The following is a 24,087-nucleotide window of genomic DNA, read 5'->3' on the forward strand; positions in this document are numbered from 1 at the left end:
TCAGAACTCCACGCCCTTTTGCGCCTTGATCCCGTCGCGGAACGGATGCTTGAGCAGCGTCATTTCCGTGACCATATCGGCGGCCTCGATCAACTCGGGCTTGGCGTTGCGTCCCGTCAGACAGACGTGCGTCATATGGGGTTTTTCGTGCAGCAGGAACTCGACCACCTCGTCGATATCAAGGTAATCATACCGCAGCGCGATGTTGATCTCGTCCAGCAGCACGAACTGGATTTCGGGGTCCAGAATCAGCTCTTTTGCGCGGGCCCAACCGGCCTGTGCGGCGGCGATATCGCGCTCTTTGTCCTGTGTCTCCCACGTGAACCCCTCACCGGACACAACGAATTGACATTTGTCCGCGAAATTGTCGCGCAGGAAATCGCGTTCGCCCGTGGACCAGTTGCCCTTGATGAACTGCACCACGGCACAGGGCATATCATGGGCGATACAGCGGATAATCATGCCAAAACCCGCAGATGACTTGCCCTTGCCGGGCCCCGTGTTGACGATGACCAGACCCTTTTCCTCGGTCTTGGTTTCCATCATGCGGTCGCGGGCGGCCTTGATCTTTTGCATCTTGGCTTTGTGGCGGGCATTACTTTCGTCCAAGGGTCGGGTCCTCTTGCTTGACAAATCGAACGTTCACGGCGCATGTCGCACTATGTTGGTGCCTGTGTAAACAGGTGAAAAGGGAATGCACGCCGGTCCGCCGGTAACGCAGCCGCCCCCGCGACCGTGACCGGAGAGGGAGCTCAACGCCACTGACCATAGGTCGGGAAGGCCGAGCGCCCGCCCAGAGGCAACCGCCACTGGATCATCCGCAAGCCGGGAGACCTGCCAGCGACGACAACGCAACCGGACGGGGTGTTCTGGCGGCGGGCGGTTTTGCCAAACCCTCCGTCCATGACCCTGCCCGAACGACATGGGACGAGGACGTGACAGACCAGACCACCCCACAGGCAGGCCCTGCCGAACTGTTGATCTGTGTGAAATGCCGCGCGGGTCAAGAGATGCCCGACGACGCCCGCCGTCCGGGCGCGCATCTGTATGACCAGTTCACCGAGAAAGGCCCGATTGACGGTCTGACCGTAACGCCGGTCGAATGCCTGTCCAACTGCGATCACGGCTGTTCGGTTGTGCTGCGGGGGCCGGGTCGCTGGACCTTTGTCTACGGTCGTTTTGATACCGACACCGGCGCCGAGACCCTGTATGAAGGGGCGGCGCGCTATGCCGCGCAGCCCGATGGATTGGTGCCGTGGCGCGAACGTCCCGAGCATTTCCGCAAAAACTGTATCGCCCGTATTCCCCCGATGGAGACCTGAGCAATGACCACCGATCTGTCCAAACTGCCCGTTACTGTGATCACCGGATTTCTGGGGTCTGGGAAAACCACGCTGGTGCGTCACCTGATGCAGAACCCGCAGGGCAAGCGCCTTGCCGTGGTCGTCAACGAATTCGGCGATGTCGGAGTGGATGGCGAAATCCTGAAATCCTGCGCGATCCCCGACTGTCCGGCGGAAAACATCATGGAACTGGCGAACGGCTGTATCTGCTGTACCGTGGCCGATGATTTTATCCCGACGATTGAGGCGCTGATGGCGCTGGACCCGCGTCCCGATCACATCCTGATCGAAACCTCGGGCCTTGCCCTGCCGAAACCGCTGCTCAAGGCGTTTGACTGGCCCGATATCCGTTCGCGCATCACCGTGGATGGCGTGATCGCCCTTGCCGATGCCGAGGCCGTGGCGAACGGTCGTTTTGCCCCCGATGTGGCCGCCGTGGATGCCCAGCGCGCCGCGGACGATAGCCTTGATCACGAAACGCCCCTGTCCGAGGTGTTCGAGGATCAGATTTCCTGCGCCGACATCATCCTGTTGACCAAGCCCGATCTGGCCGGTCCCGAGGGCGTGGCCAAAGCCAAAGAGATCATCGCCGCCGAGGCCCCCCGCACCCTGCCCGTGGTTGAGGTCGCCGAGGGTGCCGTCGACCCGCGCGTGATCTTGGGTCTGGGTGCCGCCGCCGAGGACGACATGGACGCCCGCCCCAGCCACCACGACGGCCATGACGATCACGAGCACGACGATTTCGAAAGCATCGTCGTCGATCTGCCCGAACTCAGCGATCCCGCCGAGCTGGTCAGCCGGATTGAGGAACTCGCCAACACCCTGAACATCCTGCGCGTCAAAGGCTATGCCGCCGTGGCCGGTAAACCAATGCGCCTGCTGGTGCAGGCCGTCGGTGCACGCGTGCGTCACCAATACGACCGCCCGTGGCGCGCCGATGAGGGCCGCGCGGGGCGCGTTGTGGTCATCGGTGAACATGACGACATGAAAGAGGCCGAAATCCGCGCCATCCTGACCCGTCAGGACGCACCGGCGGCCTAACCGCCACAGGCCGCCAAGGACCCCACAATGCACGTCGTGTTCCGCGAAAGCCACGGTCTGGACGATACAGACACGCCAACGGATCTGGGCCAGACGCCCGCCGATCTGGTGGTGCTGTCGTTTTCCGACAGTGACCTTGGCGCGTTCGCGGCGGCGTGGCATCGCGGGAACGGGCCCGATGGCGGGATGCCTACCCTGCGTCTGGCGAACCTTGCGGCGCTGAAACATCCGTTGTCGGTCGACACCTATGTCGAACAGACGCTGGAGGGGGCCAAGGGCATCCTGATCCGCCTGATCGGCGGTGTGCCCTATTGGTCCTATGGCCTGCAACAGGTCTATGCCTTGGCGCAGGAACGCGGCATCGCGCTGGCCGTTTTGCCCGCCGACGGGCGCGAGGACACGCGCCTTGACGATATGTCGACCCTGCCCGTGTCGACCCTGCGCCGTCTGTCGCATCTGTGCGATACCGGCGGCACGGTCGCGGCGCAGGCGGCTCTGGCGCAATTGGCGCTGGCGGCGGGTCTTTATGCCGGTCCGGTGATCGGGTCGAAAACCCTGCCACAGGTCGGTGCATGGACGCCCGAGACCGGTGTGACCTGCCCCGCCACGGCGGCGATGGTCACCGATGGCGATACCCGCCCCCTGATCGCGCTGGTGTTTTACCGGTCTTACCTTGTCTCCGCCGATCTGGCCCCGATTGAGGCGCTCTATCGCGCGCTGTCAGATCACGGTATGCGGGTGGTCGCCCTGTTCGCGCCCTCGCTCAAGGCACCGGGCGCGGCAGAGTGGCTGACCCGCCAGATCACCGCCCTGACCCCCGATGCGGTCGTCAACGCCACCGCGTTCAGTGGCAAGGGCGCCTCGGGCCAATCGCCGCTGGACGCCTGTACGGGTCCGGTGTTTCAGGTCGCCCTTTCCACCTCTGATCGCGCCGCATGGGCCGGGGCGGAACGGGGCCTGTCGCCCGCCGATCTGGCCATGCATGTGGTGTTGCCCGAAGTTGACGGGCGTCTTTTCGCGGGCGTCATCAGTTTCAAGGAAAAAGGCACACCCGATCCGCATCTGGAATGCGCGCTGGCCCGACATACCCCCGATGCCGACCGGATTGCCGCCGTTACCGCGCGGGTGAAACGCCAGATCGATCTGCGCCACGCCGACATCGCCACACGGCGCAGCGCGATCATCCTGTCCACCTATCCGGGCAAGTCGTGGAACATGGCCCATGCGGTGGGTCTGGACGCGCTGGCCTCGGGTCAGGCAATCCTAGACGATCTTGCGGCGGCGGGGCATGACATCGCCACCGGCGCGCCGCTGGATCAGGCGCTGACGTCGGATACGGTCGCGTGGTCGCTGGCCAACTATCACGCCGCGCTGGCGCATCTGCCCGCCGATCTGCGCGAGGATCTGATGACCGTCTGGGGCGATCCCGCCGAGGATCCCGCCCTGCGTGATGGCGCGTTCCATTTTTCGGTGACACGACGGGGCAAGGCCCTTGTCGCGCTGCAACCTGAACGGGGCACGCCCAAGCTGCGCGAGGACGAATACCACGATCTGGGCCGCACGCCGCGCCATGGCTATGTGGCGTTCTACCTGTGGCTGCGGGATCAGTGCGATGCGGTGATCCATGTCGGCGCGCATGGCACGCTGGAATGGTTGCCAGGCAAGGCCGTGGCCCTGTCCGCCGCCTGCTGGCCCGAGGCATTGATCGGCGATCTGCCCGTGATCTATCCGTTTATCGTCAACGACCCCGGTGAGGCCGCACAGGCCAAGCGGCGCATCGGTGCCCTGACCATCGGGCACATGCCCCCGCCCCTGCGCAACAGTGGCACGCCCGATCGGTTCGCGCGTCTTGAAACGCTGCTGGACGAGTTTTCTAATGCCGACGGTCTGGACCCCAAACGCCGCGACCGCCTGCAACAGGACATCCGCGACGAGGCACAGGCGATCGGCGTGGAAACCGATCTGGGCCTTGATACCGCGACCTCGACCGCCGAGGCGATCACCCGCATCGACCGGTTCGTCTGTGATGTGAAAGAGAGCCAGTTCGGCGATGGCCTGCATATCTTTGGCCGCGCGCCCGAGGTTGACACCGATTTCGACGCCGACACCTCGGCAAGTGGAGAGCGTACCGCGCTGATCACCGCCCTGCACGGCGGTCGGGTAGAGGCCGGTCCCGCCGGGTCCCCCTATCGCGGGCGGCGCGATGTTCTGCCGACCGGTCGCAACCTCTTCACCACCGATCCGCGCGCCGTGCCCAGCCGCGCCGCCTATGCCCAAGGGGTCAAGCTGGCCGAAGAACTGGTGCGCCGCCATCTACAGGATCAGGGCGATTGGCCGCGTGGGGTGGTTGTGGACCTGTGGGGCTCGGCCACCATGCGCACCGCGGGTGAGGAATTCGCCATGGCGCTGCATCTCTTGGGCGTGCGTCCGATCTGGGACAAAGGGTCCGAACGTGTCTCGGGGATCGAGGTTCTGCCACTGGCCGAAATGGATCGCCCACGGATCGACGTTACCTTGCGCGTGTCGGGCCTGTTTCGCGATGTGTTCCCGACGCTGTCCTCGCTGTTTGCCAAGGCGGTGCGCGTTCTGGCGGCCCGCGATGAGGCACCGGATTGGAACCCCTATGTGGGGCGCGACGATCTGGACCGCGTGTATGGCCCCGCGCCGGGTCAGTTCGGTCTGAACATGGGTCCCGCGATTGAGGATTACAGTGATGAGGGCCGCGCCGCCGCCGGTGCCGCGTGGCTGGCGGCCAGTTCATGGGCCATCGACGGCGGACAGGCGCGCCGCGATGCGGGCGGGATCGCCGCGCGGGTGGCCGGTGCGGATAGTTTTATCCACGTTCAGGACATGCCCGAAACCGATCTCTTGCTGGCCGAGGATTACGCCGCGCATGAGGCCGGTTTTGCCGCCGCGCAGGCCGCCGTGGGCGCCGCCGGTCGCGCGAACCTCTATCACATGGACAGCACCAACCCCGCGACCCCGCGCATGCGCAGCCTGACCGAGGAAATCGCCCGCGTGGTACAGGCGCGCGCGACGCACCCCGGATGGCTGGCCGGTATGGCGCGCCACGGCTATCGCGGGGCGGCGGAAATCGCGGCGACGCTGGATCATATGGCGGCCTTTGCGCATCTGGCCGGTGTGGTGCCCGCGCATCTGTTTGACGCCTATTATGACGCGACGCTTGGCGAACCGGACATCACCGCGTTTATGGAACAGGCCAACCCCGACGCTTTGGCCGCGATGCGCGACCGCTTTGCCGCATTGCACAGCGCGGGGATTTGGCAGACACGTCGAAACTCAATTCTGGCGGAACTGGAGATGGGTCAATGACAATCGCGCCTTCGGTCAAGGGATGGTGCCCCGGTGCCTATCGTCCGATGATGTCGGGCGACGGGTTGGTGGTGCGGGTGCGCCCGCGTCTGGCGCGTCTGGGGCGGGATCAGGTTCTGGGCCTCTGTGCCGTGGCGCAGCAGTTCGGGAACGGCGTTCTGGACCTGACCAATCGCGCGAACCTGCAAATCCGTGGCGTGCGCGAAGAGGACCACGAGGCGGTTCTAGAGGCGCTGAACGCGCTTGGCCTGTTGGATGCCGATCCCGCACTTGAGGGGCGGCGCAATATCCTGATGACGCCGTTCTGGCGCGCGGGCAACGTATCCCAAGACCTCGCGACCGAGTTGATGTCGCGCCTTGGGGAGTTGCCCGAGCTGCCCGCGAAATTCGGCTTTGCCATCGACACGGCACCGGTGCCCCTGCTGCGCAATGATCCCGCCGATATCCGGCTGGAGCGTCTGGCGGATGGGCAGATCATCCTGCTGGCCGATGGGGCCGGAACGGGGCGCATTGTGGATCAGGAGGCCGCGATTGATGCGGTGATCGAACTGGCGCGCTGGTTCGCGGCCTCGACCCGTACGGGCGTGCGCCGGATGCACCGCCTGTTGGACCTGATTGACCTGCCCAGCGCTTATCTTGGCACCGCGCCCGCCCCCGTGGCCGCGCATCCCGATCCGGGGCCTCTGGCAGACGGGTATTTCCTCGGCGCGCCGTTTGGCCAAATGGATGCCGCCGCGCTGACACAGCTGATGACCGATACGGGCGCAACCGCCCTGCGCGTCACCCCGTGGCGGATGTTCTGGCTGGAGGGTGCGACGCCCGTCCCAACCACGGATTTCATCACCACCGCCGGTGATCCGCTGCTGCACGCCAATGCCTGTGCCGGTGCGCCGGGCTGTGCGTCGGCCTCGGTCAGCACCCGCGATCTGGCCCGCCTTTTGGCCCCCAATGTCGCGGGGAGCCTCCATGTTTCGGGATGCAGCAAAGGTTGCGCCCATTCCCGCCCCGCCGCCCTGACCCTTGTCGGGCGCGACGGGCGCTTTGATCTTGTACGCAACGGGCACGCATGGGATGAGCCCGATCAAAAGGGCCTCAGCCCGGAACAGCTCTTGTCAGGGACGCAATAAAATATGCCGTATGAATACGAAACCGATGGGGCCGCCATCTATCTTCAGTCCTTTGCCACGATCCGCGCCGAGGCCGATCTGGACCGGTTTGACGCCGATGAGGAACAGGTGGCCGTGCGCATGATCCACGCCGCCGGCATGGTCGGGTTGGAGCAATACGTGCGGTTCAGCCCCGGTTTCGTCACCGCCGCGCGCGCGGCACTTGAGAACGGCGCGCCGATCCTGTGTGATGCGCGCATGGTGTCCGAGGGCGTCACCCGTCCCCGCCTGCCCGCCGACAATCAGGTGATCTGTACCCTGCATGACGCCGGTGTGCGCGAACTGGCCGCCGAGATGGGCAACACGCGCTCGGCCGCAGCACTTGAACTGTGGCGTCCGCATCTTGAGGGCGCCGTGGTCGCCATCGGCAATGCGCCCACCGCCCTGTTCCATCTGCTGAACATGCTCGAAGACCCGACCTGTCCGCGCCCTGCGGCGATCATCGGCTGTCCCGTCGGCTTTGTCGGCGCGGTCGAGAGCAAGGACGCCCTCTGGGCCGATCAACCGGTGCCCTGCTGTATCGTAGAGGGGCGTCTCGGGGGCAGTGCGATCACCGTCGCCGCCATCAACGCAATCGCCAGCCGCAAGGAATAAACCATGGGAACCATTCACGGGGTGGGTCTGGGCCCGGGTGCGGCCGATCTGATGAGCGTGCGCGCCGACCGTCTGGTGCGCAACGCCCGCCATGTCGCCTATTTCCGCAAGGCAGGCCGGTCCGGTCAGGCCCGCAAGATCGTTGAGGGCATGTTGCACGCGGATGCGGTGGAATTCCCGATGGAATACCCCGTGACCACGGAAATCCCGTTCAGCGATCCGCGCTATAACGAGATCCTGTCGCAATTCTATGCCGAGTGCTGCGCGCATCTGCGCGCGCTGGCCGAGGCGGGCGAGGACGTGGTGGTCCTGTGTGAGGGCGATCCGTTCTTCTATGGCTCATTCATGCATCTCTATACCCGTCTGCGCGACGATGTGGATGTGCGCGTCGTGCCCGCGATCACCGGCATGTCGGCGGCTTGGACCGCGACGGGCACCCCGATCACATGGGGCGACGATGTCCTCAGCGTGCTGATGGGTACCCTGCCCGAGGCGGAACTGGTGCGCGGGATGCTGAACGCCGATGCGATTGTGGTGATGAAGATCGGGCGCAACATCGACAAGGTGCGCGAGGCCCTGAAACAGGCCGGCAAATACGACCGCGCCTATCTGGTCGAATTCGCCAGCATGGACAATCAGACCATGACGCGCCTGTCCGAGGCCGAGGATAAGGTCACGCCCTATTTCTCGATCATCGTGGTCCACGGTCAGGGGCGTCGGCCATGAGCGCGGGTTCGCTGATCATCGCGGGTCTGGGACCGGGCAATCCGGATATGGTCACGCCCGAGGTTCAGGCGGCACTGGACGTTGCGACCGACATTGTCGGCTATATCCCCTATGTCGAGCGCGTCGCCGCGCGCCCCGGTCTGACCCTGCACCCGACCGACAACCGTGTGGAACTGGAACGCGCCCAGCACGCGATTGAGATGGCCCTGTCAGGCAAGCATGTCGTCGTGGTGTCCTCGGGCGATCCGGGGGTGTTTGCCATGGCCGCCGCCGTGTTTGAGGCCGTCGATGAAGGTCCCGCCGATTGGCGCAATCTGGACATCCGCGTATTGCCGGGGATCACGGCGATGCTGGCGGCATCCGCCGCCGCTGGTGCGCCGCTGGGCCATGATTTCTGTGCGATCAACCTCAGTGACAACCTGAAACCGTGGGATTTGATCGAGCGTCGCCTGCGGCTGGCCGCCGAGGGCGATTTCGCGATGGCGTTTTATAACCCGCGCTCCAAATCGCGCCCCGAGGGGTTCGAAAAGACCGTCGCGATCCTGCAAGAGGCCTGTGGCGATGCGCGCCCCGTGATCTTTGCCCGCGCGGTCTCGACACCGGATCAAACGATCCGCGTTGTGCCGCTGGATCAGGTGACGCCCGATATGGCCGACATGCGCACGATGGTCATTGTCGGCTCATCGCGTACACGTATCATTACGCGCGATGGCGATCCTTATATCTATACCCCGCGGTCCGTGCCCAAATGACCTGTCCTGATCCAGTCCAGAACCTGGCCTGGTGTGCTGACCTCGGGCCGTGCCGGAATATCCGGCCGTCCGATCATAATGACCGGCAGGCCAAGGGCGCGCGCGGCCTCGATTTTCGCGTAGGCCCCTTTGCCGCCCGCGTTTTTGGACACGACCAGATCGATGTTATGATCCCGCATCAGGTCGGTGTCATCGGCGGTCGTGAACGGCCCGCGCGACACCAGAACATGGTGATCGGGAAAGGGCGGCGTCTCCTTGGGCGGATCGACCAGACGCAACAGATAGAAATGCTGGGGGTTCGGGGCGAACTCGGCCAGATGCATGCGCCCCACGGCCAGCATCACCCGACGGGGCGATCCGTTCAGGATGCCCACCGCGCCCTCAATGTCGGGCACGTGGGTCCAGTTGTCGCCCTCTTGGGCCACCCACGGCGCGCGGGTCAGCGCGATCAGGGGCACGCCCGTCATCTTGGCCGCCTCGACGGCGTTCGTGCTCATCTGCGCGGCAAAGGGATGGGTCGCGTCGATCACATGGGTGATGGCGTTGTCGCGGACATAGTCGGCCAGCCCCGCCGCCCCGCCAAAGCCCCCCACCCGTTGGGGCAGCGGTTGACGCACAGGCCGATCCACGCGCCCCGCAAAGGACACGGTCCCGTCCAATCCCGCCTCGGCCGCAGCGTTGCAAAAGGCGGTCGATTCCATCGTCCCCCCCAGAATAAGGAGCTTGGGCGTCATGTCTGATCTTCCTTGGCTAACGATCATCGGGCTGGGTGAAAATGGACCAGAGGGGTTGACGGACGCAACCCGTAAGGCCCTGTCAGAGGCAGAAATCATCATGGGTCCGCCCCGCCACCTGTCGCTACTGCCCGACACTGGGGCAGCGCGTGTGGACTGGCCCGTGCCCTTTGCCGATGGGGTGCAGCATCTGTTGACCCTGCGCGGGCGACGGGTGGTTGTGTTGGCGTCGGGCGATCCGTTCTGGTTCGGGGCGGGCACGGTTCTGGCGCGTTCTCTTGCGCCGACGGAATGGAGAGCCCATCCGGGGCCGAGCGTGTTTTCACTGGCCGCCGCGAAACTGGGTTGGGGGATTGAGGGCGTGACCTGTTTGGGTCTGCACGCCGCGCCTCTGTCGCGCCTGCGCCCGCATCTGGCGCGCGGTCTGCGCCTCATTGTGACCCTGCGCGACGGCGCGGCGGTGGGCGATCTGGCGGCCTATCTGGATGCGACGGGGTTCGGCTCCACACAGATGGACGTGTTGTCGGCCCTTGGCGGTCCGCGCGAACGCCATGTGACCCTGCGCGCCGATGAACCGGTGCCCGAGGGCATCGCGCATCCGGTCTGTGTCGCCCTGACCTGTGGCGATGGGCCTGCCCTGCCCCGCACCTCGGGCAAGCCGGATGAGATCTTTGAAACCGACGGGCAACTGACCAAGCGCCCCGTGCGCGCCCTGACCCTGTCGGCCCTTGCGCCCCGCCCGTTTGAGCGGCTGTGGGACATCGGCGGGGGCACGGGGACGATCGCGATCGAATGGCTCTTGTCCGATCCCACCGTCACCGCCACGGCCATCGAACAATCGCCCGAGCGCGCCGCGCGCATCACGCGCAATGCCGCCGATCTGGGGGTTGAGCGGTTGCAGGTCGTGACCGGCACCGCGCCCGAGGCGCTGGACGGTCTGCCCGATCCCGATGTGGTCTTTGTCGGCGGGGGCCTCAGCGACGCGTTGCTAGAGGTCCTGCAAACCCGCCTGCGCGCGGGCACGCGTCTGGTCTGTAACGCCGTGACGCTAGAGAGCGAGGCCACCCTGACCCGGTGGCACGGCAAACTGGGCGGCGATCTGATGCGCATCGAACTGGCCCATGCGCGCGCGCTGGGGTCGCTGACGGGGTGGAAATCGGCCTATCCCGTGGTGCAGTGGAGCGTCACCCTATGATCGTCGCGGGCTTTGGGTTCCGGCGCGGCACCAGCGTCGACAGCATGCTGAACGCCCTGCAGATCGCGGGCGGCGATGTGATGCCCGACGCGATTGCCACCGCCGCCGCCAAGGTGGATGAGGTGGGGTTCCAAACCCTTGCCACCCGCCTGAACCGCCCCGTGATTGCGGTGGAGGCCACCGCCCTGTCCGCCGCGCCGACCCTGACGCAATCGCCCGCATCTGAGGCCGCCCATAACACCGGCAGCGTGGCCGAGGCCGCCGCCCTGTCCGCCCTGAACACCCTGATCTCTGCGCCCGCCCGCCTGATGGGTCCGCGCGTGACATCCACAGACGCCATGGCGACCTGCGCCTTGGCCATCGGAGACGACACAGAATGACCGTTCATTTCATCGGCGCCGGTCCCGGCGCGCCCGACCTGTTGACCCTGCGGGGGCGTGACCTGATCGCGTCCTGCCCTGTGTGCCTCTATGCCGGATCGCTGGTGCCTGAGGCCATTCTGGACCATTGCCCCGAGGGCGCGCGCATCATCAACACCGCCGCGATGGATCTGGACGCGATCATCGCTGAAATCCGCACCGCCCATGACGCGGGCCATGATGTGGCGCGTTTGCATTCGGGCGATCTGTCGGTCTGGTCGGCGATGGGCGAACAGCTGCGCCGCCTGCGCGCCGAAAACATCCCGTTCGATGTGACGCCGGGCGTGCCCGCCTTTGCCGCCGCGGCGGCCGCGCTTGGCAATGAACTGACCCTGCCCGGTCTGGCGCAATCGGTGGTTCTGACCCGCACACCGGGGCGCGCGTCGTCCATGCCTGCGGGCGAGACGCTGACGAATTTCGCGGCGACCGGCGCGACGTTGGCCATTCACCTGTCGATCCAGAACCTGTCGCGGGTCGTCGCAGATCTGTCGCCTGCCTATGGTGATGACTGTCCCGTTGCGGTGGTCTATCGCGCAAGCTGGCCCGATCAGCAGATCATCCGCGCGACCCTGTCCACCATCGCGGATGCGGTGGGCGAAGGCATCAGCCGCACCGCCCTGATCCTTGTGGGGCCCGCATTGGCCAACGAAGGTTTCGACGAGAGCTGTCTCTACTCCACCGATTACGACCGCCGCTATCGCCCCCAAACCGCCGACAGCCCATGGGCCAGCTGGAGCCACGGGGATGACTGATCCGCGCGGGCATATTCCGGGCGTCCTGATCTCGGCGCCCGCGTCGGGGACGGGGAAAACCACGGTGATGCTGGGCCTGTTGCGGGCGCTGGCGGATGAGGGTCTGACGGTTCAACCCTATAAATCCGGTCCCGATTACATCGACCCCGCCTTTCACCGCGCCGCCGCCGGACGCGCTTCGTTCAACATCGACACATGGGCGATGGACGGTGATCTGATCGCCGCCGTGTCGGGCCAATCGACGGGCGCGGATATCATCGTGGCCGAGGGATCGATGGGTCTTTATGACGGGGTTGCCACGCGCGGCCAGTCGGGGTTCGGATCCTCGGCAGAAACCGCGCGCTCCATGGGTTGGCCCGTGGTTTTGGTCATCGACGTCGGCGGTCAGGCCCAGTCGGCAGCGGCGACCGCGCTGGGGTTCAAGACCTATGCGCCCGATCTGCCCTTTGCCGGTGTGATCCTGAACCGTGTGGCCAGCCCGCGCCACGAACGCCTTGCCCGTCTGGGAATGGAGCAGGCGGGGATCAACGTCCTTGGCGTGCTGCCCCGTCGCGGCGATCTGGCCCTGCCTGAACGCCATCTGGGCCTGATCCAAGCGGTCGAGCATCCCGATCTGAACGCCGCAATCGCGGGATACGCGGATTTTCTGCGCGAGCACGTCGATCTGGCCGCGATCCGCGCCGCCGCCGCCGCCGGTGCGCCCCCCGCGCCCGCGTCTTTGCCCAAACCTCCGGCACAGCGGATTGCGCTGGCCCAAGACGCGGCGTTTTCGTTCACCTATCCGCATCTGTTGCAGGGGTGGCGCGATGGCGGGGCGGAAATCCTGCCGTTTTCACCCTTGGCCGATGAGGCACCGGATCAGGACGCCGATCTGGTCTGGTTGCCGGGCGGTTACCCCGAGTTGCACGCGGGCACGCTTGCCGCCGCCACCACATTCCGCGCGGGCCTGCAAAAGCACGCCGAAACACGTCCCGTGCATGGCGAATGCGGGGGCTATATGGCGCTTGGCGAGGCGTTGATCGACAAGGACGGCACGCGCCATCAAATGGCGGGCCTGTTGGGTCTTGTGACCAGCTATGAGAAACGCAAATTCCATCTGGGATACCGGCGCGCGGTGTTGCAATCGCCCCTGCCCGGATTTGACACCGGCGCGGCCCTGCGCGGTCACGAATTCCACTATTCCACCATTCTGGAACAGCCCGACGCGCCGCTGGCCGCCGTGTTCGATGCGGATGGCAACCCCGTCCCCGAAACCGGTTCGCGCCGTGGTCACGTCAGTGGCACGTTCTTTCACCTGATCACCGGAGAAAACGCATGACCGGTTTCGTCAGCTTTGTGGGCTCGGGCCCCGGCGACCCTGACCTCTTGACGCTCAAGGCCGTGGATCGCTTGAAACGCGCCGATGCGGTGTTGTTCGACGATCTGTCCTCGGGGCCGATCTTGGGCCATGCGCGCCCTGACGCCGATCTGGTGGGTGTGGGCAAACGCGCCGGTCGCCCCTCCCCGAAACAGGACCACGTCAGCCGCCTGTTGGTGGATTACGCCAAGACGGGGCAGCGCGTTGTGCGCCTGAAATCGGGCGATGGCGGCATGTTCGGACGTCTCGAGGAAGAGCTGGACGCGCTGCGCGCCGCAGGGATCGAATATGAGATCATTCCCGGCATCCCGTCCGCCGTGGCCGCCGCCGCCGCCGCCGGTATCCCCCTAACCCGCCGCCTAACCGCGCGGCGGGTACAGTTCGTGACGGGCCACGATGTGAACGGCGAACTGCCCGCCGACCTGAACCTCAGCGCGCTGGCCGATCCGCAGGCCACAACCGTGGTGTTCATGGGCAAGCGCACCCTGCCGAAACTGGTTGCGGCCCTTGGCGCGCACGGACTGCCCGCAGATACGCCCGCGATCCTTGCCGAAAACGTCTCCAAGCCCGATCAGACCCTGACGCGGTCGACCCTGTCCGGTCTGGCCGAGCGTCTGGCCGCCGATGTGGGGAAATCGCCCGCGCTGATCCTCTATGGTCCCTTGGCGGATAGCGATTATGTTTAACCTGACCCTGATCGGCATCGGGACCGGCAACCCCGATCACGTCACCATGCAGGCGCGCCGCGCGATTGCGGCGGCCGATCTGATCCTGATCCCGCATAAAGGGGATGAGAAATCCGATCTGGCCGATCTGCGCACCTCTATCGTGGCCGAGGTCTGTCCCGACGGCGCGCCGCGCATCGCCCTGTTCGATCTGCCGGTGCGCGATCCTAGCATCCCCTATATCGACCGCGTGAACCGCTGGCATGACAAAATCGCCGCGATCTGGGCCGACACGATTGCCGCCCACACGAACGGGGACGGCGCGAATGTGGCGTTGCTGGTCTGGGGCGATCCGTCCCTTTATGACAGTACGCTGCGCATTGCCGCGCGTCTGACCCCCGCCCCGACGATCAAGGTCATTCCCGGCATCACCGCCATTCAGGCACTGACGGCCTCGCATGCGATCACCCTGAACGGGCTGGCCAATGCGGTGACGGTCACCACGGGGCGGCGCATCCGCGATCACGGCTGGCCCGAGGGGGCGGAAACGGTTGTGGTGATGCTGGATGGGGAATGTTCGTTCACCACCTTGGACGACGCGGATCAGATCGACATCTGGTGGGGCGCGTTTCTGGGGATGGAGAATGAATTGATCGCCGCCGGTCGTCTGGACCAAGTGGCCGATCAGATCATCGCGACCCGCGCACAGGGGCGCGCGGATCACGGCTGGATTATGGATATCTACCTGATGCGGCGACGCGCCTGATCAGAACAGGATATCGTCGAAATCATCCTCGGCGGCATCGGGCGGCGGGGCCTTGGCCGGTTCGGGTGCCTCAAACGTCATGCCGATCAGATTGGCAAAGAACGTGTCATGCACCGCGCGTTCGCTGTCCATGGAATAGATATCGCGGATCTCTTGAACCGTGTCCAAGAACGCTTGATCCACCCCGTCGGCGAAATGATAGGCCGACACGGGTTTCTGGTCCGGCAGGTGGTGACGTTTCAGCTTTTCTTCGATCTGGATCAGCCCGCCCATCGCCCGATCCAACAGGGACTGCGTTTGCACCGGATTGTCGCCCAACCCGCGCAACAGCTCGGTCAGGGTCTGGTGCGAGCGGTTCAGGACGCTGGCCATATTGGAACCTTGTTCCCGTTCGCCCGTGTCACCGGCGGCGTCGGCCTCGATCCAGTCATTGACCCGACCGTTGATCGCACCCGCCGAGTTCACGAACACATCGAACGTCTCGGGCACCGAGGAAATCACCGCGTTGATCTGTTGCGAGATCACGATCATATCGCGCGCCTTGGAGAAGCCGCGCGCACAGGCGATGATCGTGTTGAGCGAGGCCAGACGCATCTTGAACGCCGCCATGTTCAGACGGTCGGAATGGCTGCGCAACTGTTGGTCATAGGTCTGCAACTGGGTCAGGGCGGCGCGGCTGCTTTCTTGCAACGCGTCTGTGCGGCCTTGGATCATGTCCATCGGCGGCGCGTGGTCGGCCAGTTGATCGGTCGGAAAGGCATCGGTGATCTCGGCGCATTTGACCAAGAACGCAGGCAGGCGCGTTTTGATCCCGTCAAGCGCATGTCTTGCATCGGCCACACACAGGGCAAGGTCACGCGCCATGTCGTTTTGATGTTCGTGGATCAACATGCGGATCGCGTCGCCCTCAACCCCGCCACGGGGAAAGCGGGCGGCGATTTCGCTGATGCTGAGGACATGACCGGCGCGTTGGTTGGTGCGGTCCACGACCTGAAGCGCGCCGATGATCTGGGCCAGTTCCTGTTCGGCAAAGGCGATGAAATCACCAAACACCCGCGCGCCGCTGTGCACGGTTTCCATGCCGCCCTGTAGCAGTCCCAGCAAGCCCCGCGTTTCGCGCAGCGCAGGCAGCATCTGGTTTCCCATGCTTTTGACATGGGTCGACACGGTGGTGCCGATCTCAGAAATCGTGCCGGAAATCTTTTCGGTCAGTTCGACCATGTTGTCGGATTCTTGGGTCGCCTCGCGGGCGATTTCCGAAATCCCTTCGGCCAAATCGACCAGATAATTGCCATTGGGTTCATGGGCGTGGGTCTGGGCCACGATGCGGGCGTTCAGGGCCACGATGTTGGAGGATTGCATGATCTTGGACAGCTCACGCAGGGCACCGGCCATAGACCGGCTCTGGCGGTCCAGATCACTGACAAAATCGCGCGCACCCTTGGTTTGGGCGTTCAGATCCTCAAGCTGTTGATCGACCATCTCGCCCTGTTCGCTGACCTCGCCCATGACATCGGGCGACAACAACCGGTCCAGCGATCCGGCCTGCCCGCCAAGACGGCGCACGGTTTCCATCGCCATGTACAACTGGTCCAACGCCGCATTCGCGTCGTTCTCCATCCCGGCAATCAGGGCCAGGTTGTTTTGCAGCAAGGGGCGGTCCTCAAAGCTATCTTTCATGCGGCACGGTCCTGTCTAGTCATGTGATCAAGGCGATCAGGTCTTGCGGTGGCGGGCGTCGAACTCAAGCAAATGTCGGGCCACCTCGTCCAAGGGCACGGATTTCTGCGCCCCCCCCTGTTCAACGGCAGCTTTCGGCATTCCGTAAACAACACTTGTGGCTTCGTCCTGTGCGACGGTGGTGGAACCGGCATCATGCATCTCTTTCATGCAGGCCGCGCCGTCGTCCCCCATGCCCGTCAGAATGGCCCCAAAGGCATTCGGACCCGCCGACACGGCAAGCGAGCGGAACAGCACATCCACAGACGGGCGGTGACGGCGCACGGCCGGTCCATCGACGGTTTGCACCACATAACGGTTGCCGAGGCGTTCCACCACGATGTGGCGATGCCCCGGCGCGATCAGGGCAACACCGCGCTCCAGACGGTCGCCGTCCTCGGCCTCTTTGACGGTGATGTTGCAAATCGAGTTCAAACGCGCGGCAAAGGCGGCGGTGAACTTCTCGGGCATGTGCTGCACGATGGCGATGGGCGGGCAATCGGCGGGCAGTGTCGTCAGAACCTTGGACAGGGCCTCGGTCCCGCCGGTGGACGACCCGATGCCGATGATCGGGTCGGTGCGCGGGTGCAGGCGCGCGTTGGGCGCACGTGCGGGTAGGATCACATCGGCGGTTTTGACCTGTTCGCGCACCAAGGGGGAACTGGTCCGTGATCCCGGCGCAGGCGTGGCGGGACGGGCGGGCGCACGGGTCTCGGCGGCGGCGCTGGCGCGGGCCACGGCGGCCTCCCGCGCGGCGGCGTGTGCGGCGGAGGGGCGGGCACGTGCGCCGCGCATGCGGGCCTGAGCGGCGGCACGGATCGCGTCGCACACCTGCATCGTGCCTTCGGCGCCCGATTTGGTGCCAATGGTGGATTTCGACAGAACCTCAACCGCACCGATTTCCAAGGCCTCCATCGACGCCTTGGACCCTGCGGGGGTGTGGTTGGAACAGATCACCACCGGCAGCGGGTTTTGCGCCATGATCCGGCGCAGAAAGGTCAGCCCGTCCATGCGCGGCATCTCAAGGTCCAGCGTGATGACATCAGGCGCATTCGCGCGCATTTTGTCCACGGCCTCAAACGGATCCGAGGCGGTATCGACCACCAAGAGATCCGGCGCGGTTTCGATCATGCGGCGCAGCATCATCCGCGCCGAGGCGGAATCCTCAACGATCATGACCCGAACGGGGGAATTCAAACGGCCTGACATGCTCATCAGCCCTGTTCCTTTCTATAAATGGCACTGGCACACTGGATGAGGCGCGGGTCACGGACCTGCATGGTTTCGGAATGCCCCACGAACAGGTATCCGCCCGGACGGATGTGGTTCACGATCCGCCCGATCACCTGACGCTGTACAGCTTCGTCAAAATAAATCAGGACATTACGCAGAAAGACCGCGTGAAACCCGCGATAGACCGGATAGCTGTCCAGCATCAGGTTCATCGGCGAAAAACGTACGTGCTCGCGCAGATCGGCCGTGATGCGAAAGACCTCATGCCCTTTGGCGTTCTTGCCGGGCACCGTGTATTTGGCCGCCAGATGGGCGGGAATATCGCGCAACTGATTGGCGTAATAGACGCCCTTGCGCGCGCGGCTGAGGACATTTTGCGAGATGTCGCTGCCAAGGATCGTATAGGCGGGCGCGCCGTGGAAATGCTCGGCCATCAGCATCGCCGCGCTATAGGCCTCTTCGCCGGTCGCGCTGGCCGCGCTCCAGAAGGTAAAGGTCTCGCCCCCCAGATGCGCGGGCAAAACCCGCGTGCGCAGATACTCGTAATGCGCCGGTTCGCGAAAGAAATCGGTCTTGTTCGTGGTCAACAGGTTGATGATCACCGGCATTTCGGCGGCCAGATTGTCGCGCTGAAACACCCAGCCCATATAGGCCGTCGTGTCCGCCAATCCCAGTTCCTGCACCCGTTTGCGCAGGCGTGTCTCGACAAGCGTGCGCTTATTCTCGCCAAGGCGGATGCCGCTGGCACGGGTCAACGCGGCGCAAAACCGTTGATGCAGATCGGGCGTCAGGTCGATGTCATGCATCGTCACCCTCCTCCATCGCCTCGGCCAGAACGGCCGTGCTAAGCAACCCGTCGACGTCCAAAACCGTCACCGCGCGCTCTTGATAATGGCCCACGCCTTCAACCATGCGACTGTCCCAATTCAACATGCCTCGTGCGGCAAGCGGCGTCATTTCATCACCGTCCAGACGCCCCACCCCCGTCACCGCATCAACCCGCAGCCCCACATGGATCACGCCATCGTCGCCTTGCACCTCTAGGCACAGGGCGCGCGCATCGGGATCGTGAACGTCGTTCGGAGCGCGCGCTGTGCCGATCAGTTGCCCCAGATCAATAAGGGCGACCAAGGCCCCGCCGATCTGGGTCCGGCCCAGAATATGGGGCGGCGCATCGGGAAAGGGCGCGATGTCGCCCACCGGCGCGATGTGGCGCATCCGCTCAACCGGAATCATCAGCATCTGGTCCGCCGAATGGCAGGCCAGATAGGTGCGCGCGGCCGCTGCGCCCTGAGCATCCGTGGCGTGATCCGCCGCGCGGCGCATTTCCCATGCCTTTAGCATCAGCCGCCCCTCGCTTCGCTGCTCAGACCAAGGTGGCCGGTGAACAGCCCCGTCAGATCCAGCAGATAGACAAACCCATCCCCCCAGCCCACGACGCCGGACACCGTCCCCGACGGCCAGTCCAGCCCCATGTTCGGCGCGGGGCGGATATCCGTCCCCAGAACCGGCAAAACCGTACGCACCAAATCGACGCGGATGCCTGCAACGATCACCTCGCCCGCACGGCGAGGCACGTCGATGATCAGGATGCGGGTGTCGTCCGTGTCCGGTGTGTTCTCAGCCCCCCAAAGGGAGCGCGGATCGACCAAGGGCACCACCGTGCCGCGCACATTGATCAGACCCGCCGTACAGGCGTTCGCCATCGGCACGCGCGTCACCGGCATGGGGCGCAGCACCTCACGAACACTGTTCAGGCGCAGCGCAAACAGCGATCCGACCATGGAGAACACCATATGATCCTGCGGTGCGGCACCGAATTGGGACATCATCGTTCTCATACGCTCACCTCAACGGATGGCCGGATGGCACGCCTGCCATGCATGTGCCCAAGCGCAGCGACATCCAAAATCAGGGCAATCTGCCCATCCGGTTGAACCGAGGCCCCACCAAAGGCTTGGACATCGCGGTGCAGCGGCGACAGCTGTTTCACCACCGTCTGTTCCACGCGGATAATGCGATCAACGCTGATGCCGACATGGCCCTCACCCGATTGGACAAGGATCATTTTGGGATGTTTGGCGGGCGGTACATCAATGCCAAAGGTCCGGCGCAGCGACAGCACCGACACCAATTCCCCCCGCACCGGCAGGACCTTGGCCACGCTGTCCCCGAAATCCAGACCCAGCGGCATGTCCTGAATGGCACTGACCGCCGCCAAGGGGATGACATAGCGTTCCGGCCCGACCTGCACCAACAACCCGTCCACAATCGCCAAGGTCAGCGGCAAGCGCAGGATAAACCGCGTGCCCTGTCCCTCTTCGGTGTCGATCATCACCTGCCCGCGCATAGAGCGCACCATCGTGTTCACAACATCCGTTCCAATGCCGCGCCCCGACAGTTCGGTGACCTGTGTCGCGGTGGAAAATCCGGGCTCAAGGATCAGCGACAGTAGGTGGTCGCGGCTGAGTTGGTCCGTGGCTGAAATCAACCCGTTCTCGATCGCGCGCTCGCGGATCATATCGGGGTTCAGACCACGGCCATCGTCACTGATCCCGATCAGGATGTCCGCGCCGCTGTGGCGGGCCTCGATCACCACCAGACCGCGCTCGGGTTTACCGGCGGCGGCGCGCCCCTCGGGCGTTTCCAGACCGTGATCCACCGCATTGCGCAGGATGTGCATCAACGGCTCGGCCAGTTTTTCGATCAGGGATTTGTCCAACTCGGTCTCTTCGCCGACGATTTGTAGGTCAAACGGCTTGCCCGTGCTTTCGGCCAGATCATGCGCCAGACGGTGAAACCGCCCCGTGATCGTCGACAGGGGCGTCATGCGCAGGGCCATCGCCTGATCCCGCAAACCGGCGGTCAGGCGGGTGATCGTCTCAGCCACATCGGCCAAGGCCTCATCCCCCGTCTCGGCGGCCAGCGCGGACAGGCGCGCCTCGGCAATGACCATCTCGCCGACCTGATCCATGATCCCGTCCAGACGCGTGGCAGGGACGCGGATGTGATCCTCAACCCGCGTTTGCGGGGTCTTTTGCGTGCCGCGCGCGGCGGTTTTGTGAACGGTGTTCGGGGCTGGCGTGGCGGGCGCGGCTTTGGGTGTGCCCAGCGGCTCGATCCGCAAATCCATCCGGTCCGAATGGAACAGGAACACGTCCTCGACATCCTGCGCACTGACGTCCCCCGTCAACGTCACCTGCCACCGCAGATAAAGGCGCGCGGGGTCCATCTCGGCCAAGGGCGGGAGGTCCTCAAAACAGACCGACAGGGCCGGATCGCCCTCGCCCAGCGCGGTCAGTTCGGCAATCAGGGCGGCGGGGTTGCCGCCGATGTCGAGCAGATCCTCGGGCAGGGTAAAGGACACGCGCAGGCCCTCGCCCCCCGCATCGGGCGCAGGGGTCGCCGCCATCAGGGCCGGTGCACCCGTCGGGTCCTGAACACGGTGCAGCGCGGCCAGAACGTCGGCCTCAACCGCGGGGTCAGGATCATCGCCTGCCAGCATGTCGATGATGATGTCATGGGCGCGCAGTGACACGCGGATCAAATCAGCATCCACCGTCGCGCGGCCATCGCGCACGGCCTCGAACGCGGTTTCGAAATCATGGATGAACTCGGCCATCCGCCCGAATCCGAACATCGCGCCAGTGCCTTTGAGGGTGTGCAGGTCGCGAAACACCTGCGCCACCACGGCGGCATCCTCCGGCGCGGCCTTTAACGTCAAAAGGCCCGACTGCAGACTCTCGGTCAGCGCGTCGGCCTCTTGGCGAAAAATGGCTTCGGCTTCGGGGTCGCTGATCATCCGCCAAGCACCTTGGAGGTCACGGCCAACAGACGCGGCGGTTCAAACGGTTTCGCCAACCAGCCCAGCGCGCCCGCATCCCGCGCGGCGTTCTTGAGGGTGCCGTCGGTGTCGGTCGACAGGAACAGGATCGGCACGCCGCGATTGGACGGGTCCGAGCGGAACGCCTTGATAAACTCAAGCCCCGTCATGCCGGGCATATTCTGGTCGGTGATGATCATGTCGAACCGGCTGTCGCTGGCGCGCATCAGACCGGTTTTGCCATCGTCGGCCTCGGTCACGGAATAGCCTGCCGCGCCTAGCGTCATCGCCACCATGCGCCGGATCGACGGGGAATCGTCGATCACCAAGACGGATTTGCTCATATCATAGGTCCCTTTCGTCAGTGCTCAGGTCTGCACAAGCGTGTCGAGGCCGCTCTCGTGCAGGATGTTTCTCAGATGCTCGGAGGCCTGCAAAAGGCTGGCCAATTCGTCGCGCGACAGGTGATCTTGGGCCTGTGCCGCCAGCAAAAGTTGCGCCAGCGCGAACAGAACCTGCGGCGGGGCGTCGCCGATATCTACGTTCGGCACGCCCTGCCCTGCGTCGCGGTCGGCCAAAAGATCGCGCAGCCCCTCCAGATCGTTCAGCGTGCTGGACAGGCCAAATCGCAGGTCAGGCGCGTCCATCCGTCTGGTCCTTGGCTGGGGTTGCGTCGTCGGGGGTAAAGTCCAGATCGTCCTCGCCATTGTCCGCATCGGGATCGTCACCATAGAACAGCGGCGATTGCAGGCCCGTCACATCCGCCGCCGCCACATCCGGTGATGCCAGCGTGATCGCGTCCATGGCGGCCGTGTCGTCGTCATCCAGCCTGAAGATCGAGATCGACTCGGCAAGATACGAGGCTTGGCTGGACAGTTCGCTGGCCGAGGTCGACAGTTCCTCGGACGCGGTGGTGTTTTCCTGTGTCACGCGATCCAGCGCCTGAATGGAGGTGCTGATCTGGTGCGAACCGGAGGCCAATTCGCGCGAGGCCGCCGAAATCTGGCTGACCAGACGCGCGGTGTCCTCAATGCTGGGCACCAGTTGGTTCAACATCTCGCCCGCCCGCGTGGCAGAGGTCATCGTATCGCCCGCAAGGTTGGAAATCTCGGCGGCGGCGGTCTGGCTGTTCTCGGCCAGCTTGCGCACCTCGGCGGCCACAACGGCAAAGCCGCGTCCGTGCTCACCGGCGCGCGCGGCCTCAACCGCTGCGTTCAGCGCAAGCAGATCGGTCTGGCGCGCAATGTCTTGCAGGATCGTGATACGTTCCCCAATGACTTTCATCGCCTCAACCGCCTGCAAAACCGCCTCGCCCGAGATGCGGGCGTCCTCGGCAGCCTTGTTCGCGATGGCCTCGGTTTCGGCGGCATTGTCACTGGAAGCGGCGATATTGGCCGACATTTCGTCCGTGGCGCTGGACACTTCTTCGGTGGAACTCGCTTGGGTCGACGCCCCATCGGACAGGACCTGAGACGTCGCCGCCATCTGGTTCGCGCCCGACGACACGTTCTGGGCCGCGGTCGAGACGTTGTCGACGATCCCACGCAGCTTGACCACCATCGCGTTCAGGGCGTTTTGAAGATCCGTGACTTCATTGTTGCCTTTGACATCGACGGTATAGCGCAGATCGCCCCCTGCCACGCGTTCGGCCAAACGGGTCGAACGTTTGAACCCGATCACGATCGTTCGAATAACGAGATAGGCCGACAGGATACCGGCCAGCGTCGCGGCCACGACCAGAACCGCCAGACGTTTCTCGGTCTCGATCATCGTGTCATGGGCATCCTCGACCGCATCCGCCATCTTTTCTTTGATTTGCCGCTCTAGCTTTTCCGCCAGACGATTCACCTGCGACAGACGTGTGGCGGCGTCCCCATAGAATAGGGCCGCCGCGCGATCATGCTGACCATAGAGTTCGAACTTGGTGACCTCTTCGTAGACGCCATTCAGGTTGCGCTGAGCTTCGGCAAGGCGGTCGAGGCTTGAGGCGATGTCAGGTTCGGACTCTTTCATTTCTTCGACCAGTGCAAAGAACTCTTTGGTGAGATCCGCGCGGTTGTCGGTCAGTTCATCCAGACGGTCCGATCCGAACGTGTTGATATTGATCAGCAATTCCGCCTGCAGCGTGCGAATTTGAACCGCAAGATTGATCACCTCGTGAATGCGGGCGACGTTGGCTGCGTTCACAGACACGACGCGTTCGAAGGCGGTGTTGGCACTGATCAACTCACGCACGGTCAAGGCCATCGCCGCCCCGTAAAGCGCGATGATAAACACAAATGTCGAAATCAAACGCGCCTTGATCGAAATACGCATCCCTCGGGTTCCTTGCACAGGTTCGACGCTCAGGCAGGGTCCCGAAGTTTCGCGCAATGGCGGTTGGTCAGATGCGCTGTGGATGCCCCGACCAAGGGATGCTCGACGTCTTATAGATTACAGGTTCACTGCTAAAAACGTCTGCACGGTTGG

The 24,087-nt window shown here is 64.4% G+C and carries 24 protein-coding genes and 1 riboswitch; of the genes, 13 read left to right on the forward strand and 11 right to left on the reverse strand.

Annotated elements, in window-relative coordinates:
* Complete coding sequence (gene cobO / locus R1W00_RS01275) at positions 1–609, reverse strand: cob(I)yrinic acid a,c-diamide adenosyltransferase (protein ID WP_317260902.1); 609 nt, start codon at positions 607–609, stop codon at positions 1–3.
* A gap of 39 nt (positions 610–648) precedes the next feature.
* Positions 649–857: riboswitch (cobalamin riboswitch) on the forward strand.
* A 78-nt stretch (positions 858–935) separates the two neighbouring features.
* Between cobO and R1W00_RS01280 the strand changes: the two genes are divergently transcribed.
* Genes R1W00_RS01280 through cobJ form a run of 7 tightly spaced genes read left to right on the forward strand, consistent with a single transcriptional unit; the run spans position 936 to position 8,955 of the window.
* Positions 936–1,322, forward strand: coding sequence for a DUF1636 domain-containing protein (locus R1W00_RS01280; protein WP_317260903.1), 387 nt, complete (start codon positions 936–938; stop codon positions 1,320–1,322).
* A gap of 3 nt (positions 1,323–1,325) precedes the next feature.
* Complete coding sequence (gene cobW / locus R1W00_RS01285) at positions 1,326–2,384, forward strand: cobalamin biosynthesis protein CobW (RefSeq protein ID WP_317260904.1); 1,059 nt, start codon at positions 1,326–1,328, stop codon at positions 2,382–2,384.
* 27 nt (positions 2,385–2,411) lie between these two features.
* Complete coding sequence (gene cobN / locus R1W00_RS01290; protein ID WP_317260905.1) at positions 2,412–5,717, forward strand: cobaltochelatase subunit CobN; 3,306 nt, start codon at positions 2,412–2,414, stop codon at positions 5,715–5,717.
* Positions 5,714–6,844 (forward strand): precorrin-3B synthase, encoded by a 1,131-nt coding sequence (gene cobG, locus R1W00_RS01295; protein ID WP_317260906.1) that lies wholly within the window; start codon positions 5,714–5,716, stop codon positions 6,842–6,844. Before cobN ends, cobG begins: the two co-directional genes overlap by 4 nt.
* 3 nt (positions 6,845–6,847) lie before the next feature.
* Positions 6,848–7,477, forward strand: coding sequence for a precorrin-8X methylmutase (locus tag R1W00_RS01300; RefSeq protein WP_317260907.1), 630 nt, complete (start codon positions 6,848–6,850; stop codon positions 7,475–7,477).
* A gap of 3 nt (positions 7,478–7,480) precedes the next feature.
* Positions 7,481–8,203: a precorrin-2 C(20)-methyltransferase gene (locus R1W00_RS01305; RefSeq protein ID WP_317260908.1), complete on the forward strand. Its 723-nt coding sequence runs from the start codon at positions 7,481–7,483 to the stop codon at positions 8,201–8,203.
* Positions 8,200–8,955 carry a precorrin-3B C(17)-methyltransferase gene (cobJ, locus tag R1W00_RS01310; protein ID WP_317260909.1) on the forward strand — a complete coding sequence of 252 codons (756 nt, stop codon included), beginning with the start codon at positions 8,200–8,202 and terminating at the stop codon, positions 8,953–8,955. The genes R1W00_RS01305 and cobJ overlap by 4 nt, the downstream gene beginning before the upstream one ends.
* Here the strand turns inward: cobJ and R1W00_RS01315 are convergent.
* The gene (locus tag R1W00_RS01315) at positions 8,928–9,689 is read right to left on the reverse strand and encodes a cobalt-precorrin-6A reductase (RefSeq protein WP_317260910.1); all 762 of its coding nucleotides are present in this window, start codon (positions 9,687–9,689) and stop codon (positions 8,928–8,930) included. The genes cobJ and R1W00_RS01315 overlap by 28 nt on opposite strands.
* Here R1W00_RS01315 and cbiE point away from each other — a divergent pair.
* The 6 genes from cbiE to cobF are packed head-to-tail and all read left to right on the forward strand — an operon-like array spanning position 9,688 to position 14,843.
* Positions 9,688–10,884, forward strand: a complete 1,197-nt coding sequence (gene cbiE, locus R1W00_RS01320; RefSeq protein WP_317260911.1) for a precorrin-6y C5,15-methyltransferase (decarboxylating) subunit CbiE — start codon at positions 9,688–9,690, stop codon at positions 10,882–10,884. The genes R1W00_RS01315 and cbiE overlap by 2 nt on opposite strands.
* Positions 10,881–11,264: a cobalamin biosynthesis protein gene (locus tag R1W00_RS01325; protein WP_317260912.1), complete on the forward strand. Its 384-nt coding sequence runs from the start codon at positions 10,881–10,883 to the stop codon at positions 11,262–11,264. Before cbiE ends, R1W00_RS01325 begins: the two co-directional genes overlap by 4 nt.
* On the forward strand, positions 11,261–12,055 hold the full coding sequence (gene cobM / locus R1W00_RS01330; RefSeq protein ID WP_317260913.1) for a precorrin-4 C(11)-methyltransferase: 795 nt from the start codon (positions 11,261–11,263) through the stop codon (positions 12,053–12,055). The genes R1W00_RS01325 and cobM overlap by 4 nt, the downstream gene beginning before the upstream one ends.
* Complete coding sequence (locus tag R1W00_RS01335) at positions 12,048–13,373, forward strand: cobyrinate a,c-diamide synthase (protein ID WP_317260914.1); 1,326 nt, start codon at positions 12,048–12,050, stop codon at positions 13,371–13,373. Before cobM ends, R1W00_RS01335 begins: the two co-directional genes overlap by 8 nt.
* Positions 13,370–14,098 carry a uroporphyrinogen-III C-methyltransferase gene (cobA, locus tag R1W00_RS01340; protein ID WP_317260915.1) on the forward strand — a complete coding sequence of 243 codons (729 nt, stop codon included), beginning with the start codon at positions 13,370–13,372 and terminating at the stop codon, positions 14,096–14,098. The genes R1W00_RS01335 and cobA overlap by 4 nt, the downstream gene beginning before the upstream one ends.
* Positions 14,091–14,843: a precorrin-6A synthase (deacetylating) gene (cobF, locus tag R1W00_RS01345; protein WP_317260916.1), complete on the forward strand. Its 753-nt coding sequence runs from the start codon at positions 14,091–14,093 to the stop codon at positions 14,841–14,843. The genes cobA and cobF overlap by 8 nt, the downstream gene beginning before the upstream one ends.
* On the opposite strand, the gene R1W00_RS01350 is transcribed toward cobF, so the two are convergent.
* Genes R1W00_RS01350 through R1W00_RS01390 form a run of 9 tightly spaced genes read right to left on the reverse strand, consistent with a single transcriptional unit; the run spans position 14,844 to position 23,934 of the window.
* Positions 14,844–16,523, reverse strand: coding sequence for a hypothetical protein (locus R1W00_RS01350; RefSeq protein ID WP_317260917.1), 1,680 nt, complete (start codon positions 16,521–16,523; stop codon positions 14,844–14,846).
* Between the two features lie 36 nt (positions 16,524–16,559).
* Positions 16,560–17,777 carry a protein-glutamate methylesterase/protein-glutamine glutaminase gene (locus R1W00_RS01355; protein WP_410901509.1) on the reverse strand — a complete coding sequence of 406 codons (1,218 nt, stop codon included), beginning with the start codon at positions 17,775–17,777 and terminating at the stop codon, positions 16,560–16,562.
* Positions 17,777–18,601: a CheR family methyltransferase gene (locus tag R1W00_RS01360; RefSeq protein ID WP_317260918.1), complete on the reverse strand. Its 825-nt coding sequence runs from the start codon at positions 18,599–18,601 to the stop codon at positions 17,777–17,779. The genes R1W00_RS01355 and R1W00_RS01360 overlap by 1 nt, the downstream gene beginning before the upstream one ends.
* On the reverse strand, positions 18,594–19,139 hold the full coding sequence (locus R1W00_RS01365) for a chemotaxis protein CheW (protein WP_317260919.1): 546 nt from the start codon (positions 19,137–19,139) through the stop codon (positions 18,594–18,596). The genes R1W00_RS01360 and R1W00_RS01365 overlap by 8 nt, the downstream gene beginning before the upstream one ends.
* Positions 19,139–19,624 carry a chemotaxis protein CheW gene (locus R1W00_RS01370; RefSeq protein ID WP_317260920.1) on the reverse strand — a complete coding sequence of 162 codons (486 nt, stop codon included), beginning with the start codon at positions 19,622–19,624 and terminating at the stop codon, positions 19,139–19,141. Before R1W00_RS01370 ends, R1W00_RS01365 begins: the two co-directional genes overlap by 1 nt.
* Before the next feature lie 8 nt (positions 19,625–19,632).
* Positions 19,633–21,597, reverse strand: coding sequence for a chemotaxis protein CheA (locus tag R1W00_RS01375; protein WP_317260921.1), 1,965 nt, complete (start codon positions 21,595–21,597; stop codon positions 19,633–19,635).
* Positions 21,594–21,962, reverse strand: a complete 369-nt coding sequence (locus R1W00_RS01380) for a response regulator (protein WP_317260922.1) — start codon at positions 21,960–21,962, stop codon at positions 21,594–21,596. Before R1W00_RS01380 ends, R1W00_RS01375 begins: the two co-directional genes overlap by 4 nt.
* A gap of 24 nt (positions 21,963–21,986) precedes the next feature.
* Positions 21,987–22,265 (reverse strand): hypothetical protein, encoded by a 279-nt coding sequence (locus R1W00_RS01385; RefSeq protein ID WP_317260923.1) that lies wholly within the window; start codon positions 22,263–22,265, stop codon positions 21,987–21,989.
* Positions 22,252–23,934: a methyl-accepting chemotaxis protein gene (locus tag R1W00_RS01390; RefSeq protein ID WP_317260924.1), complete on the reverse strand. Its 1,683-nt coding sequence runs from the start codon at positions 23,932–23,934 to the stop codon at positions 22,252–22,254. The genes R1W00_RS01385 and R1W00_RS01390 overlap by 14 nt, the downstream gene beginning before the upstream one ends.
* Positions 23,935–24,087 lie beyond the last annotated feature (153 nt).

The organism is Rhodovulum sp. FJ3 (assembly GCF_032918305.1).
Classification (GTDB): domain Bacteria; phylum Pseudomonadota; class Alphaproteobacteria; order Rhodobacterales; family Rhodobacteraceae; genus SAT37.